At 28.9% G+C, this 17,963-nt stretch carries 11 protein-coding genes; 7 read left to right on the top strand and 4 right to left on the bottom strand.

The annotated features are described in order from the left end of the window. Positions 1-12 precede the first annotated feature (12 nt). The 4 genes from CLSA_RS18035 (at position 13) to CLSA_RS18045 (ending at position 4,659) form a co-directional block, all read left to right on the top strand. Positions 13-1,218, top strand: a complete 1,206-nt coding sequence (locus tag CLSA_RS18035) for an MFS transporter (protein ID WP_022748575.1) — start codon at positions 13-15, stop codon at positions 1,216-1,218. A gap of 966 nt (positions 1,219-2,184) precedes the next feature. Continuing rightward, the gene (locus tag CLSA_RS23215; protein ID WP_155738332.1) at positions 2,185-2,325 is read left to right on the top strand and encodes a hypothetical protein; all 141 of its coding nucleotides are present in this window, start codon (positions 2,185-2,187) and stop codon (positions 2,323-2,325) included. An 89-nt stretch (positions 2,326-2,414) separates the two neighbouring features. Continuing rightward, a complete protein-coding gene (locus tag CLSA_RS18040; RefSeq protein WP_022748579.1) occupies positions 2,415-2,852 on the top strand; it encodes a MarR family winged helix-turn-helix transcriptional regulator in 438 nt (145 codons plus the stop codon). Between the two features lie 361 nt (positions 2,853-3,213). Further along, a complete protein-coding gene (locus CLSA_RS18045; RefSeq protein WP_022748582.1) occupies positions 3,214-4,659 on the top strand; it encodes an MDR family MFS transporter in 1,446 nt (481 codons plus the stop codon). 611 nt (positions 4,660-5,270) lie between these two features. Here the strand turns inward: CLSA_RS18045 and CLSA_RS18050 are convergent. The 3 genes from CLSA_RS18050 to CLSA_RS18060 form a co-directional block, all read right to left on the bottom strand. Continuing rightward, the gene (locus CLSA_RS18050; protein WP_041716347.1) at positions 5,271-5,480 is read right to left on the bottom strand and encodes a hypothetical protein; all 210 of its coding nucleotides are present in this window, start codon (positions 5,478-5,480) and stop codon (positions 5,271-5,273) included. Between the two features lie 232 nt (positions 5,481-5,712). Next, positions 5,713-8,814 (bottom strand): efflux RND transporter permease subunit, encoded by a 3,102-nt coding sequence (locus CLSA_RS18055; RefSeq protein ID WP_022748586.1) that lies wholly within the window; start codon positions 8,812-8,814, stop codon positions 5,713-5,715. Between the two features lie 12 nt (positions 8,815-8,826). Then, complete coding sequence (locus CLSA_RS18060; RefSeq protein WP_022748588.1) at positions 8,827-10,164, bottom strand: efflux RND transporter periplasmic adaptor subunit; 1,338 nt, start codon at positions 10,162-10,164, stop codon at positions 8,827-8,829. A 396-nt stretch (positions 10,165-10,560) separates the two neighbouring features. On the opposite strand from CLSA_RS18060, the gene CLSA_RS18065 reads away from it, so the two are divergent. Both CLSA_RS18065 and CLSA_RS18070 read left to right on the top strand, forming a co-directional pair. Next, positions 10,561-11,238, top strand: coding sequence for a response regulator transcription factor (locus CLSA_RS18065; protein WP_022748592.1), 678 nt, complete (start codon positions 10,561-10,563; stop codon positions 11,236-11,238). Further along, positions 11,231-12,265: a sensor histidine kinase gene (locus CLSA_RS18070; RefSeq protein WP_022748596.1), complete on the top strand. Its 1,035-nt coding sequence runs from the start codon at positions 11,231-11,233 to the stop codon at positions 12,263-12,265. The genes CLSA_RS18065 and CLSA_RS18070 overlap by 8 nt, the downstream gene beginning before the upstream one ends. Positions 12,266-13,634: 1,369 nt before the next feature. Here CLSA_RS18070 and CLSA_RS18075 read toward each other — a convergent pair. After that, on the bottom strand, positions 13,635-16,106 hold the full coding sequence (locus CLSA_RS18075; protein WP_022748600.1) for a GxGYxYP domain-containing protein: 2,472 nt from the start codon (positions 16,104-16,106) through the stop codon (positions 13,635-13,637). 1,208 nt (positions 16,107-17,314) lie between these two features. On the opposite strand from CLSA_RS18075, the gene CLSA_RS18085 reads away from it, so the two are divergent. Beyond that, complete coding sequence (locus CLSA_RS18085; RefSeq protein ID WP_022748604.1) at positions 17,315-17,824, top strand: hypothetical protein; 510 nt, start codon at positions 17,315-17,317, stop codon at positions 17,822-17,824. Positions 17,825-17,963 lie beyond the last annotated feature (139 nt).

Below are 17,963 nucleotides of genomic sequence, written 5' to 3' on the forward strand. Positions count from 1 at the left end.
GGAGGAATTTACATGGAAATAAAATCGCACTCAAATTCTACAAAACTTTGGACCAAAAATTACATTTTTATGCTGTTTGCAAATCTATTTATATACTTAGCTTTTTATATGTTAACTCCTACTTTACCTGCATATGCAAAACTATGTGGTGGAAGTAGCTTAGAAGCGAGTCTAGTTGTAAGTACATTTTCAATCACTTCTTTACTTGTTAGATTATTTATAGGTAATATTATGGATAAGATTGAAGTTAAGCCTTTACTCTTTTTAGGTGGTATAATTCTCGGAGCAAGTACATTATCATATAATTATCTGCCTTTAGATGCAATAATAGTTGTTCGTGTTATTCAAGGAATAGGTTGGGGACTAGCTTCTACTGGTGCTGCTGCAATCTTTTCTAATATTGTCCCAAAAGAAAAACGTGGTGAAGGTATGGGATACTATTCTCTTTCAATGATAGTTTCTATGGCTTTATCTCCACTAATTGCAATAGAAATAATGAACCTATCTAGCTTTAAAAATATTGTTTTTATTTCAATAGCTCTAGTAATTATTGGTGTACTGTTTCTCAGTCAAGTTAATCTGCCTAAGAAAACTTCTGTAAAATCTAATTTATCAAAAAAATTCTCATTAGCAGATGCATTTGAAAAACAAGCAGCATTACCATCTTTATTATGCTTCCTTCTTGTGATCACATTATGCGGAATTATGAGTTATATAATGTTATACGGAAAAGAAATTAATATATCTTCAATTGGAATTTACTTTATTGGATTTGTTGCAATGATTTTAATAACAAGACCTTTTGTCGGAAAAATATTTGATGAAAAAGGACATGCTGTAATAATAATACCTAGTGCAATTTCTTTAATTATAGGACTTATTATTCTATCATACGCAAATTCTACATTAATGCTTGTAGTATCTTCTTTATTCTATGGTCTTGGATATGGTGCTGCACAACCATCTTTGCAGGCTTGGGCTGTAAACAGATCACCTTCTAATAGACAAGGTGCTGCAAACGGAACATTCTTATCTTCCATGGATTTATCTTATACATTTGGATCAATTCTTCTAAGTTTTATTGCTGAACATAAAAGTTACGCAATAATGTATAGATTCTCTAGCATCTTCATAGTATTACTTTTAGTAGTATACTCTTATAATATTTTTGTAGCCAATGCTAATGAATCAGAAGCTCTAGAAGAAGAAATTTCTTAAAGTATAGAAGATAAAACTTAATATTTAAAGTTATGTGGTAACTTACCGAAATAAGTGAGATTCTTTTGCTCGCTTTGCTATATAATATAGCTGTGAATTTCTACCAGAAGAGGTTGTTCAATTCCTGCATACTCCTTAATCAAGTTAATGACATGCAAAAATTGAACAACCTCTTCTGAAGAAATCCTACAGCTATATTATAAATGCAACGCTGCGCAAAAGAATCTCACTTATTTCTAATATACAATATATTTCAAAATATAAACTTAGTTGTTAAAATATATGCCTATTATTAAATACATTTTTATTCTGCAAAACTTATAAAAATTCGTTGTAAGTTTCTATATGACATATTAATGTATTGCTACTGTAAGAACTACCACTCTTTAGATTTTTCTTTAAAGTACTCACTTTTTTCAAAATCCATTTAAGCTTTATGTATATAACTTTTATTGTCTTCTTATATTTGCTTTTTCCCGCTCCATTAAGGAATATAAATTTCTTATGTTAAATAAGTCTTTTACTTAAATTACATCAGTTATAATTCTCCGTTTAACTAATTAGTTTCCCTTTCGGAATTATCAATATCACAAACAAAGTCATAAGTTATCTGATAAGATAAAAGTTCCATTCTATTTAAACTTTAATTTTTATGATTGAAATGGATTATAACGTTTTAACCTTATGCCTATGAATAAACACTTTATAAATCACACTTATGCTTTGAATATATATTCAAAAGTAGAAATAGACATCATACTTTTGTGTAGTGTTGCTTTAGGAAATTTTGACAGCCATGCTTCTAATACTGTAATTTGTATATCTAGATATATATATACTAGTTTTAAATTTCGAAATATATTCTATACTAGAAAGAAGCTGTATTCTTTTTCGGAGTGTTGCATTTATAATTTGGGTTTAGTCATTTCTTCAGTAGAAGTTGTCTAATTCTTGCTTGTCCTCAACTTGTTTGAGAAACATATAGGAATTGGTACAACTTCTGCTGATAGAAATCCACACCAAAATTATGTAGCAACCGAGAAAAAGAATATAGCTTCTTTCGGTAAGTTATCACATAAGTTTAAATTCAAAGTTATTTATCTATAGTTAAAATGTATTGCATTTTTAGTACTTAAAAATATATAATTAACTTATTATACCAATATTTATTATGGTAATTACTTGGAGGGACTTTTATGTTTGAATCTTATGACCAAAGCATTGGAAATTTTACAAATTTAGTTAACAAAAAGATGATTTATTTCTTAAATTCACAATTAGGGGTTTTTGATATAACTGCTGAACAGTGGCAAGTATTGCTTACACTTTCTAAAAAAAATAAGATAAATCAAAAAGTTCTTTCACAAGCTGTAAATAAAGATCAGCCTACATTAACAAGGATGCTTGATATATTAGAAAGAAAATCTCTTGTTAAAAGGCATGTGAGTAAAGAAGATAGACGTTCTTTTTCTATTCATATAACTGAGAAAGGTTTGACTTTAACAGAAAAACTTATTCCTCATATTGATGATATATTTAAGAAAATCTTAACTGGAATTTCTGAAGAAGATTTAAAAATATATATAAATGTTCTTACTAAAATAGACAACAATATAAGCAACCTTTATAAATAAACAACTTTATACTTAAACTTAGGCACATTCAAAAAATAACAAGTCCATTTGTTAGCCTATTTTTAATAATCCCCCTAATAGACCAGCTATGAGGATAATTCACTTCCTTGTCTTATGAAAAAATATCCATTGCAAATTGCACTTATTATTTATTTTCACGTGCCTTATCTGAAATGTGACTAATATGAAAACGTTAGTCGCATTTTTTATATTCTAAAATAAAACGCGAATAATTTGTATATATTTACAAAAATTCATTTGACAGGAAATATTTTCAGGTATATTATTAGTATAGCAATTATTTATATACAAATAATTGCTATATCATTTAATTTAAAATGTATTAATGGAGGTAGAAAAAATGGAACAAGAATTAAAACAAATTGTTTGTGAAGACAATGAAATAAAAGTAGTACCAATTACTATAGCACTTATATTAGCTGGTTTTTTTTGCATGTTGAATGAAACGGTATTAAATATGGCTTTAAAAAATTTAATGGGACAATTTAATATATCTGCAACTACTGTTCAGTGGCTAAGCACAGGTTACATGCTTATCATGGGTGTTTCTATCCCAATCTCTGCTTTTCTCACTCAAACTTTTACAACAAGGCAATTATTCTTAGCTTCTGTAATTATATTTTTAGTAGGAACAATAATATGTAGCGTTTCTCCTGCCTTTTCTATTTTATTAATAGGCAGATTAATTCAAGCTATTGGTACTGGAGTATTGATACCTAACATAATAAATACCTTATTAATTATTAATCCCGTTGAAAAACGTGGTAAAGCATTAGGTATATTCAATCTTGTAATGTTTTGTGCTCCAGCCATTGGTCCAACACTCTCTGGTTTAGTTCTCCAATCACTCAGTTGGAGATGGTTATTCTTAGGCATAATTCCCTTTTCCATAATTGCATTAATAATTGGATATACTTATTTGAGAAATGTAACTAAATTAACAAATCCTCATCTTGATATCCTCTCTATTCTATTATCTACTGTTGGTTTTGGAGGCTTTATATACGGTGTTAGCAACATTGGTAATTCTGCTGCTACAATGGCTTTACCTATAATTTTAGGATGTATTGCATTATTTACATTTACACTACGTCAAATTCATATGAAAGATCCTATGTTGGACATGCATCCTTTTAAATATCCTATGTTCACTATCGGAACTATACTCATTATAATCATGCATATGGTCAACTTTGCTACTATGCTTATTTTACCAATGTTTCTTGAAGGTGCTTTAGGATTAACCGCTTTTACTGCTGGTCTTATTATGCTACCTGGTGGATTTATCAATGGAATTGTATCACCTATTTCAGGACATCTTTATGATAAATTTGGTGCAAAAGTATTAATCATTCCAGGATTTATAATTTCAGCAGTTGTATTTTGTGCTTTTTCATTTACAATATCACTCAAAATAACAATTCCTTTAATAATTGCTTTACATTGTTTATCATTATTCGCTGTAGGAATCATAAATACACCAACTCAAACAAACAGTTTGAATCAGTTATCTCTCCAATCCGCTCCCCATGGTACAGCTATAATGAATACATTACAACAAATAGCAGGAGCATTTGGGACCTCTTTATTTGTTGCCATTATGTCATCAAATCAAAAAAGTTATTTAATGTCTGTAGCTAATCCTAATGACTCACATTCACAAGCTTTATCTCTAGTTTTTGGTGTTCATAATGTTTTTATAATTCAAGTATTCCTCCTTTTAGTTGCTGTAATCTTATCTTTATTTATAAAACGTAATAATTTTACCGCTACTGAAAATTATTAATCTCTAAATATAAAATTAGTGCTATAATTTGGATTTAGAATTATGTGGTGGATAACCGAAATAAGTATGACTCTTTTACTCGGTTGCTAGTTAATTAGACTGTTGATTTCTACCATCAGAAGTTGTACTCATTCCTGTATGCTCCTTAAACAAGTTAGGGACAAGCAAAAATGAAACAACTTATGATGAAGAAATACCTACAGCCCAATTATCAACGCAACACTACGTAAAAGAGTCATACTTATTTCTAGTTGATATATATTTCAAAGTCTAAATTTAGCATATAATATATATATTATTGAATAATATAGCTATTTCATAAATTTAATTAATTAACTAGACTTGTGCAGTAATTTAGACATATATACAAAAAGGCGAACATTTTATTCTTTGATATTTAATACACCTTACCCTTAATTCTTTAGCAAATTTTATCAATTTAATGTACCATTCAAGACACCTTAATTAAGGTGTAACCGTTCGTATTTTAAAACAGTTTGTTCATCATACTCTTTTTCAAAAAATATTTTTTAAGAATTACTTGACTATTATTAGTTGGTTTATATATTATTCAACAGAATAAATTTTTTATAAATTTAATTATGTAATATTTATTTCTTAGAATTTCTTTTAAGTAGATATTTGTATACCAATATTATGCAAGCATATAATAATACTATACACGAATATATAATTAATATTTGTATTTGAGAAACATAGAAACTTTTATATTCAAATAAAATCGGCTTCAATGTAACTGCTAATATAAAGAATATCCAAACCTTATTTATCTTTAGAAATTTATAAACCTTCTCCTTCATAATCATCCCCCCCAGAATTGTCTATTCATTTAATTATATACTACATAGCTTTATAAGCAAAACACCAATGTTTCCAAACATATAACTCAAAATAAAAATTACCATTTTGAATAATTCTTTTATTCTCCTTTTTATCAATGTTTCACATTACTACACACTAGTATTTTTTTATACTAAAAGAAACCATGCTAAAATTAAATTCTAGCATAGTCTCCTTTAAATTGAATAAATTCTATAATCCTAAATTTGTTCCTTCATCAACTTTTATCTTTGTAGATTTTCTGTGACGAAGCTTTTTAAATGCTCTTTTTAAATCATCAAGTAATGAATATACAATTGGTATTACAAACAATGTCAAAATTGTAGAAGTAATTAATCCTCCAATTATTGCTTGTGCCATTGGTGCACGCATTTCAGTACCTGATCCTTTAGCTATTGCTGTAGGAATCATACCAAATATCATTGCTAAAGTAGTCATGATTATTGGACGTATTCTTACAAGTCCCGCTTCTACTAGTGCTTCATTTCTTGGCATACCTTGTTCAATTCTTTCCTTTGCAGCATCGACCAGCAAGATACCATTTTTAGCCGCGAGTCCCATAAGCATTACAATACCAATTACTGCTACCAAACTTAATTGATTTCCACAGACAAATAATGCTATTATAGCTCCAATAATTGCAAGTGGCAAAGCAAACATTATAGATATAGGATCAACAAAGCTTTCAAATTGTGCTGCCATAACTAAATATAATAAAAGAATTGATAAGATTGCATTTTGAACCAAACTAACCATACTCTTCTGCAAACTTCCCATTGATCCTCCAACCGATAATGAAACTCCTGATGGTAGCTCGCTTTGTATTTTAGCCAAATATTTGTCTTTAAAAGTACCTGTAGCTAAACCTTTCACATTACAAGAAAGTTCAACTTGTGCCTGCTTATTGTATCTGTGTAGCGTTGAAGAAGTTGTTCCAATAACTTTTTTAGTTACTTGATTTATAGGAATCAACTTACTAGTTGAACCCTTTGAACCTGAAACATAAATTCCATCAAGATTGTTAAGATTTTTACGTTGATCATCCTGTAGCATTACTTTAACATCATATCTATCTTTTCCACCATCATATTTAGTCACAGTAGAACCATTAAATAATGTAGTTAATGTACTTGCAACTTCTGAACTGTTAACACCTAAATCTGCAGCTTTATTACGATCTACAGTCATCTTAACTTCTGGAGTACCTAATTTAGTATTAGTACCAACATCAGTTGCTTGTGGATCCTTGGAGATCTCTGCTTTTATTTTTTCAGCAAAAGCTTGAACCTTTTCTCTATCTTCACCAACAATATTGTAAGTTACATCTTTAGATGATCCTCCGCCACCTCCCATTGATGCAGCTGATGCCGAAACTTCCATTCCCGGTAATACTTTTAAATCATTACTAAGCTTTAAAGCTATATCTTTTGCACTATCCTTACGTTGTTTCTTATCCACTAATGTAATTGAAATTGATGCACTTCTCTTAGTTGCTGTTGAATACATATATTTAACTTCTGGATACTTACTAATAATCGCCTCAAGCTGTTTAGTTTTTTGTGATGCGGTATCTAAAGTTATTCCCGAATCAAAATTGGCACTAACATTTATCTGCCCTTTATCAGTTGTAGGCATCATTGTAAAGCCTAGCGATGAAACAAGAGAAATACTGCCTACAAGCATAACTCCACAAAGAGCTAAAACTATTAATCTCTTACGAAGAAGAAATGCTAAAAGTTTAGAATATTTCTTTGAAAAAGCATCAAATTTATTATTAAACCCTCTAAAAAACTTACCAATAAATGTTTTACTTTCTTTTTTTCCTGCCCTAAGCATTTTTGATGACATCATAGGAACAAGAGTAAATGATACAAACAATGATACTGCCATACTAAAAACAATTGTAAGTGCAAATTCAATGAAATACTTTCCAAGTATTCCGTCTATCATCGCTATAGGTAAAAATACCGCAATAACAGCTGAAGTTGTTGCTATTACTGCAAATCCAATTTCTGATGTAGCCTCCCTAGCTGCGTCAATTGGATTTTTCCCCATATGCAGATGACGTACAATATTTTCTATAACAACTATAGCATCATCAATCAAAAGCCCTACTGCAAGTGATAATGCCATTAATGACATTGTATTTAATGAAAAGTTCATCTCTTTCATGCAAATAAAAGTAGTTATAATTGAAATTGGAAGAGATGATGCACTTATAAGAGTACTTTCCCATTCATTTAAGAATAAGAATACAATTATAACTGCTAATATACATCCTTCTTTAATAGTTTGCATAACATCATCTACTGTATCTTGTATTGATGTTGAATTATCACTAACAATATCTGCATGCATATTCTTAGGTAATGAAGCTTGAACTTCATTTAATGCTGTCTTAACGTCTTTTGCAACTTCAACAGTATTGGAACCAGATTGTTTAAGTATATCAATACCAATTGATGGGTTACCTTGATAATAAGCCTGACTTGTTTTCTCCTCAATCCCATCTTCAACTGTTGCAACGTCTTTCACTCTAATTTCTGTACCATTTTTATTAGATACTAAAATATTTTTAAAATCTTCTACCTTTTGTATTTTACTATTTGTAGTAATTGAAACTTCACTATCTCCATCAGTAACTTTTCCGCTAGATTGATCAATATTATCATTTTTAATACTGCTTAACACCTGACTTGATGTAAGACCATATTGTAATAATTTATTATTATCTAATTTTATATGAATTTCTCTTGTATCCTCACCAGATACATTTATTGCTCCAACACCAGATACTGTATATAACTTTTTCTTCAAAGTATTATCTACAAAATCTGCCATTTCTTGATTATCATCTGAACCATAAACAGCTATTGATATGATTGATGATGCTGACATATCAAGCTTAGAAATAACTGGATCATTAGCATCAGTTGGAAATTGTCCTCGAACACTTGAAACCTTATCTCTAACTTCTTGTGCTGCTATCTCACTATCTTTACTTAAGTCAAATTCGACCATAGTTTGTGAAGAACCTGAGTTTACAGTGGAAGTTATATTCTGAACTCCAGAAATTTGTTGAACTGCATCTTCTACTTGTTTTGTTATTTTTGTCTCAATTTCTTCAGGTGTTGCTCCACTTTCTGTAACTGCGACTGTAACGTAAGGCAGATCAACATTTGGCATATCATTAAGCACTAACTTTTGATAGCATACATAACCCAAAATAGTAAGGGTAATCATTACAACTGATATAAATACAGGTCTTTTAATACTAATATTAGCTATATTCATTTGTCATCCCTCCTATTCTGAAACTGCTTCTTTTGTATCACCATCTTGCGTTGAATCCGTCTGCTGTGCCGCATTACTATCTTGTGTTGTAGAATCTGATTGGTTAGAATCACTGTCTTGTACAGAAGCTACATCTATTTCCTGACCATCTTGCAAAGAACTTGTATTTGTACAAATTACTTGGTCTCCTTCTTTGATACCATCAGTTATCTCTACACTATTTTGATCAGTTTCCCCAATAGTAATTTTTTGTTTTTTGGCTGTTCCATTATCATTTATAAAAACAGAATAATCTCCCTCATTTCCAACTAAAGCACTTATTGGCACAGTAATAACAGAAGTACCTTCCTCACTTAAAAGTTGTACTTGTCCATAAACACCTGGATGTAATGATTTATCGCTATTTTCTATTTGAACTTTACAGTTAAAAACTCTTGATGTAGCATCTGCGGATAAGTCCATATTTTTCATGGTACCATCATATGTTTTATCACTTCCATCAACAGTAATTGTAGCTGCTTGTCCTATTTTTACGCTATTTATTTTCTCTTGTGGCACTTGTATAGTTGCATACACAGATGATATATCATTAATCTTTGCAAGCACTGAACCTTGTGATGCCATTTGTCCTACATTTAAGCTTTTATCACTTATTATTCCACTTATAGGAGCTGTAATTACTGTATTTTTCAAATTATCTTGATAATTCGCCAAAGCTACTTTTTGTGCTTCCAAACTAGCTTTTGATGTTTGAATACTTGCTTTTGAATTTTCAATACTTGCATTTCCTGAATCATAATCAGCTTGAGTAGTGTTTACAGCTTTCTCAGCCGCTTCAAGTTCTGACTGGGATATAGCTTTATTATCAAAAAGAGTTTTTTGTCTATCATAATTACGTTTAGCATCATCTACATTAATTTTAAGTTTTTCCATGGAAACTTGTGCTGCATTTAATTGTTGCTCTGCTGCATTTACTTGTTGCTCATTTACTTGTATTTGACTTTGTGCAGTTTTTATACTGTTTTGTATATCCTGATCATCTAATTTTGCTATTACATCTCCTTGATTTACATACTGTCCATTTTCAATTGATACCGTAAGAACTTTTGCCGATATCTTACTACTTATAACCCCTTGTTGATATGCTTCCAAAGTTGCTTTATATGTATCTCCAGTTTTCTTTTGTGTTGCTTTAACCTGTTGTACATCAACTGCAGTTTTAACTGGTTCTGCTGCTGTTGCCGCTGTATTTTTATGACTGGATGCTAGTTTATTTTTAGCTACTACTCCACAACCTATTACAGCTATAACAATAACAGCATATAACACAATCTTTTTTACTTTTTTCATTTTTACCCTCCCAAGTTTTAACACCAAATATTCATTTTTCACTTAATAATTTATAAAAACAATAACTTGCCTTTGAACGTAGTTTTCCCTTATGTATATATAATAGTGATTTCATACTTTTCTGTTTTCACATGTATTCAACACTCCTCTGAACATTTAATATGTAGTGTAGCACATAATTGTTAACTCAAGTTAAACTTTTCTGTTTACTTTATGTTTTAGTTATTGTCTTATAATTTAACATTATATACAACATTAATACTATTTTCCATTTTTTATTAAATAATTAATATATTTTTAATACAAAGTCTGAAACTTTAGGAACGTGAAAATTAATCACCTTTAAAAAATATTTAAAACATAGTATAATTTTGTACAAATAAGGGGGTTATCTAAATGTTTCATATTTTAATTGCAGAAGATGACAAAGAACTTTCAGAATTATTTTCCACCATTTTAGTAAAAAATGGATACAAAACAACTTGCGCAAAAGATGGCGTTGAAGCACTTGATATTTTGGATAAGGAATATATTGATTTAATTATTTCTGATGTTATGATGCCTAATATGGATGGCTTTGAGCTACTTAAAAATATTCAAGATTCAGAATTTAACATTCCAATATTAATAATTACAGCTAAAGAAAGCTTCCAAGATAAACAACGCGGTTTTTTACTTGGAACTGATGATTATATGGTTAAACCTATTGATGTAAATGAAATGGTACTCAGAGTAGGTGCATTACTTAGAAGAGCACAAATTATTAATGAAAGAAAACAATGGATTGGTGAAACTTTGTTGGAATATGATTCACTATCTGTACACCACCAAGGCGAAATAATAGTACTTCCTCAAAAAGAATTCTATATTTTATATAAACTTGTTAGTTATCCCAGTCGTATATTCACAAGACAACAGCTTATGGATGAAATTTGGGGAATTGATTCAGAAACAGATATTCGAACAGTAGATGTACATATTAATAGATTACGTGATCGTTTTAAGAATAATTATGATTTTGAAATTTCAACTGTAAGAGGGCTTGGATATAAGGCGGTAAAAAAACATGAATAATAAACACTCATTAAAACTAATATTACTTTTTTCATTTATTATTTTTTTAATTATGCTTATATCAGGTGTGATTTCTGCTGCCATAGCAATTTTCTTTCACCTAAGTCTTTTTAAACCTCGTGACGGAATAATAATTTGGCCAATTATTAATTTATATCTGGTTAGTGTGATTTTGGGAACAATTATTTCAGCTATCATAGGAAAAAGGATATTAACTCCACTTGTAAGATTTAGCGAAGCGTTAATGGAAGTTAGCAAAGGTAATTTTGACATTAAGCTTGATGGAAATAAATATGGTGTAGAAGAAATTGAAATAATGACACGCAATTTTAATGTTATGGTGAATGAGCTTAATAATATTGAAACTTTTCGTAATGACTTTATATCCAATGTATCCCATGAATTCAAAACTCCTCTAGCTTCTATAGAAGGCTATTCAATGCTTTTACAAGATAAAAATTTAACAGAAAAAGAAAAAGAAGAATATACACATAAAATCCTTAATAATACAAAAAGACTCTCGAATTTAGTTAGAATTATTTTACAAATTTCAAGGCTTGAAAATCAGGAACTCATTCTAGAAAAGCGTAAATTTAAATTAGATGAACAATTAAGACAGACTTTGTTACTTCTTGAGTCAAAATGGACTAGCAAGAATATTGATTTAAATCTTGATTTAGATTCAATAACCTTTTGTGGAAATGAAGAATTGCTAATGCAAGTGTGGCAAAATTTATTAGATAATGCAATAAAATTCACTCAAAATAATGGCACAATTACATGCACACTTAAACAATCGACAGACTGCATTACAACCATTATTTCAGATACTGGAATCGGTATGTCAAATGATACTAAAAAACATCTATTTGATAAATTTTATCAGGGAGATAAATCACACTCTTCTGAAGGCAATGGTTTAGGATTAGCCCTTGTAAAAAGAATTATCGATTTATGTAATGGCACAATAGAAGTACAAAGTGAGGAAGGAAAAGGCTCCACTTTTATTGTAAAATTACCATGTTAATTATATGGTTCCGCAATGAGAATAGAGTTTATGTGAATCCCAGCCGAAATTAGATACATATTTCTCTGTTTGTGATATATTAAATTCTCAATGAGGAACCCTATATAGATAAACTATTTGGAATTTAGAGTTATGTGGTAACTAACCGAAATTGCATATCTATAAAAATCAAATTTTTATATTTTATAGAATTCAGCTACCTTTTTCTTAATATCTTTATACAAAATACTCTTAAAATTCTAAAATTTTCATAGTATTAACTCCTTTACTTTGGTTATGCTAATATCATAAGGAATTTAACAGTTTAGCAAAATAAAAATATATATCACAATAGCGATGTATATTTACATTACTAAAATACAGGTTCAAAAATTTGTATTTTAGTAATGATTAGATTCTATAAAGTTAGGAAAAGTCTTATTATAGTCGATTTAACATTTATTATAATAGGATTCCAACTTATTTTATAGGGTTATAGCTAAGATTATATTGGGTGATGTAATAATCATATATAGCCGTGAGGTTATATATGGTCGTGTAAGTATCTTATGTAGTTGAACAAAGTATCAATATTGGTAGTGAACTGTTTAATTATAGTCGAAAGATTATAATTAAATACTAAGGTATCTGTATTGGTGTGAGTTAAACTGTTACTTTTCTTATTTAAGGACTGTAGGTGGGTTTATATTTTTATAGGCTCATTTACAGTTTTTATTTTATATGAATTAAAGTTATGTGGTAAATAATCGAAATCAAATATATTTTATAGCTATAAATAATCACTAATAACATGAATTTATAAAAGTTTATTAAGGCACATTCAAATAAATAACCGTATATAGACTTAAACTTTGAAATGTGTTCAATACTAGAAAGTAAAGGGATTATTTTACGTAGTGTTGCGTTGATAATTTAGCTGTAGGTATTTCTTCAGTAGAAGTTATTTCATTCTTGCTTGTCACAAAAGTTCCAAGAACGAAATTTTACATTTCGTTCTTGGAACTTTCTCTGTGAGCTCTTGCCTTGGGAGCATGCATGAATGGGTACAATTTCTGTTGTTAGAAATTCACAGCCAAATTATCTAGCAACCGCAACAAAATATAGATATGCAATTTAAGAATTACACTTATGCTTTTAATATATATCCAAAAATAGAAATAAAGGTCATGTATTTATGTAGTGTTACGTTAGAAATTTTGATAGCTATGCTTCTTAGATTGTAAGTTGTTCCACATGTGCTTGTTCACAACATATTTTTGAAGCAAGCACTATGGGTACAACTTGCAGTCTTAGAAGCATCTATCAAAATTTTCAGTAACCGAAACAAATACATGACCTCTATTTCGGTAAGTTGATCCATAACTCTAAGTCACGCATTATTTATATTTCTTTTTATTAATTCCATAAATGTTTCTGGAGTAACTACTCTTACACTTGGATTTTGTTTTAACTTATTTACAACTTCTTCAACATTGCTGACATCTTTACTCCAAACATGAACATAAACAAAAGTATACGCTTCTGGCGTAGATATATTGATCTCACCACTTTCAACTCTATCATTAATGTTTTTTACTAGCTGCTCCTCATCTTCAAGTTTATCCCAAAGTAAATCTCTACAAGATACTATTGGTTTATTATTAGACCATAAAATCTTTCCTTTAAAATTATCATGTCTATGATAATCAAGATAAAATAAACCTTGAATATTGGATTCTTTAGTGAAATTATTCCAAAGTTTAACATTATTAAAACTATCATCATCTATTACTGCTAAATATTTTTCATCTACTTTCTTCATATAATCATTTAATGTATTAATATATCCTTTTAATTTGCTTTTATCAAACTTACTTGGATACATATATCCATTTCCTGAAGGTGAAACAATAAAGTTATTATATGTATCTTCATTACTTATACTATTGTAATACTTATTAAAAACAGTAGGTGCTAAATAATATAACGATGGAGACATAGACCATCCTAAAGCAAGCTTATCTCTGTCAGAGTTACCAAACCATTTTTTACAACCATAATTAGTTCCTAGATTCCATTGAGCATTATCACCATCAGACATTATGAAAGTTACATAATGAACATTTTTTTCTTTTGGAATTACTGCTGAAGATTTTTTACTTATAGTGTTTGAGGGAAAAGCACTTAAAGAAGTCAAATTATAAGACCAATCAGAGGCAACTATGCTTGCACCATATTTTGATGCAGTACTTACATTAGTAAATTCATCAGGTCCCCATCCTAAACAAATAGAATTCCCTTCCATAGAAGAAAATATTTTGTCTCTAAGGACTGTCTTGTCCACACTATCTTCATAAAACACTAAAGATTTAGACATTATAGCATAATCTCTTAATGAAGCAGATTTGTCTGGAGAAAGTTGTATAACTATTGAATGATTTAATCCCTTATTCCATAAGTTGTTGTAAGCCCAGCTTTCATCTGTATTTCTACAATCACCTTTCACTTGTGTTATGCCATATTTTTTCACTTTACATTCTATAGCTTCATCAACAACAATTGATTTATTTAAAGATGCAAGAGAACAAGCATTATTTATTGAAGGATCTTTAGATTCTTTACTACTATAAAGTACATATCCATCTATATACTGCTTATAAATATTTAATAATTCAAAGGGATCTGAAATCATCTTATATGAGACTTTATAATTCTCCTTTAAATCATCTAACCATATTTTATAATCAGGCTGAGATGAATTAAGTGTATATATTTGAGAAGAACAATGGCAATTAACCACTCCTTGGAGGCTAACTACCATTGTTCTTTCACTTGGTGTCATTGAATCTTGTGAGACAACATATAAAAATTTTGGTATCACAGGATTCTTCATGTAGTTGGAATTTTTATTTAATATACGAGCTACTCTTAAAGTATCTAACTTAAGAGATGCAGATGCTTTCTTCCACTCACTCCATTTTGTATTAAAAGAATCTCCATGTGTTTTACAATAGTTATAAAACTTATTCAAGAAATCCATCCTTTCTTTATTATGAAAAGATTTAGTATCAGAATCATCAAACTTTGCTAATGCTAATTGTCTATTAATAATATCATCAGCACCAATGTCTTTATAATTTTTCATCATATCATACATAATCATAAATGTGCTTGTTCTTCCTATACCTTCTTTACAATGAAAGTGAAGCCATGAATCCTTTGGTTGAGCTTTTATAGATTCTACAAAATAATCAACCATATCATCAGAAGGTATCCCTCCATCTCTAACAGGTATTCGATTATAAGATAATGATTTAGATTTAGTAAGCTCATTTTCATCTTGAACCTTTTCTGCAACTATAGTTTTATCAGGATGATTATAAAAAGCTATAGATTCATTTAACTTAATACTTTTTAGTTTATTAGATTCATCTTCTAAAACTTGTTCTTTAGTTAATCCCTCATTAGCATTATTTCTTGAATTAGCCCAGCTTACAGAAAATCCATTTATAAATCCATGTGATTCTTGCCTTAAATCAACTACTGTTATAGATACTGATGTTCCTATTGCCTCTATTAAAAGAGGAATATTATTTCCAGAAAACTGCTGACTACCAGAAATATTTAATTTATCTAATCCATTAAGATTTAAATTTTTATTGTCTTTTATTGACGTTAAATCCGAAGTCTTACGAAAGTTTTTCGAAAGAATATCATTGTAGGTTAAGGAATCTAAAATAAGGTGTACATCATTCTCATTAGACACTTTAGCTATAATACTTTTATTTATTGAAAAAGACAGTAAAATAGATATTAGTAATACTAATAAAATAGATATAGACTTTTTAAATTTTTTTTGCAATTATAATTCCTTCTTTCGTATAAATTTATATATAAACAACTTGAAATTAATTTAAGCTTATGTGATAGCTAACCGAAATTCCATACATTTTTGTTCTACAGGACCATGAAATTTTCACTGAAAGTTTCTAAGTACAAGGTTGTTCCCATTTTTGCATGCTCCTAATATAAAATTAGGACAAGCAAAAATGGTACAACCTTGTACTAAGAACCTTCACAGTTCAATTTCAATGCCTGTTTCACAAAAATGTATGAAATTTCTAGTATGGAAACACATTCTAATTATAAGCCCACATCTTAAAGAGGCCACTGAAAAACTAAAAAACATTACCAATTGGGTTATATATGTATATTTTTTCAGGTCATTTATGTCTAAAAAGTTGTTACAAGGCTATTAGAAGTTCTTCTGATGCCTTACTTATTTTGCTAAATAATTTATTCAAAAAATATTGGGACTTTTTCATTGATCTCCGTCTTAAATTATATATCTATATAGATATACAATTTATAAATAACACTTATGCTTTAAATATATATCCAAAAGTAGAAATAGAGGTGATGCATTTGTGTAGTGTTACCTCAAAAAATTTTGATAGCTATGCTTCTTAGATTGTAAGTTGTTCCATATATGCTTGTTCACAGAGTGTCTGTGAAGCAAGCATTGTGGGTACAACTTGCAGTCTTAGAAGCATCTATCAAAATTTTCAGTAACCGAAACAAATCCATCACCTCTATTTCGGTTAACTACCACATAAGTTTAAGTATTAATTGGGATATCTATAGTATAAGATAATGAAATCACTTCTATGCAAGTTATATACTCCATTTCTTATGTTTATTACCTTAATTAGATTTAACTTAGAATAAAATGAAAAAGAAAGAAAATACTTTGTATATTAAGATTCTCTTTCTTCTTTATAATAATATGCAATATTTAATCCTTTTTCCAAAAGAATTCCCATAAATGATAAAATTGCAATTTATACTATTAAAATATGAATTAAATTATTTAAACTTTTCTCAAAACATGTTATTACTAGAAAGCACATATAATGTTCACTTTCTCATATATACATAGACCTAAAAATAGACTATTCAATCCAATTACTTTTGCATAAAACAACAAGTCTAAAAAAGTACATAATAATTTATAAAAACACTTTAAATTACACTTTACCAAATATATAATAAAGCTGAGGTGATATTATAATGAATATATCTAGCACAATGAATATATATAATATGAATTCTATTTGGAACAATATAAATCCAGAAAATAATTCTTCTGCTTCTAAAGTTCCTTTAGTAGATAATATTGATTCTACAATAAATGAAAATTATAATTTAGAGAATTATTCTGGTGAAAATACCAACACTGAACTTCAAAATATTTATTCACAAATAGAACCAAACTATGGTATTCCAATTTCATATGACAGTCATGGCAATATTACTATGCCTTCAGATACTACTGTACCAACTGATGGTTTAAATTCCAATGACTCAAATATAATCTCTTTATTAAAAAGTAACAATTCTTCTTATGATAATTTAACTGAAAACCTTCTATCTCAATACACTTCTATAGAAAATGGTACATTTACATCAAACCTTTCTTCGATCCTATCTTCTAATCCATATGATATTTATAGTACTATTGATTCTTTAGGAAGCAGTGAATCGCAAAACTTTAATAGTACCATAAATACATCAGTATAATTTTTGCAAAACTTAGGAGGGTTAAACTTAAATTGCATTAACTCTCTCCTTTATATTTAAATAATCAATGCAATAAAATAAACTATCCGAATCAACAAATAATATGTTATAAGAATGTGTAACACTTTTACCATTTGAT

This window comes from Clostridium saccharobutylicum DSM 13864, assembly GCF_000473995.1.
Taxonomy (GTDB): domain Bacteria; phylum Bacillota; class Clostridia; order Clostridiales; family Clostridiaceae; genus Clostridium; species Clostridium saccharobutylicum.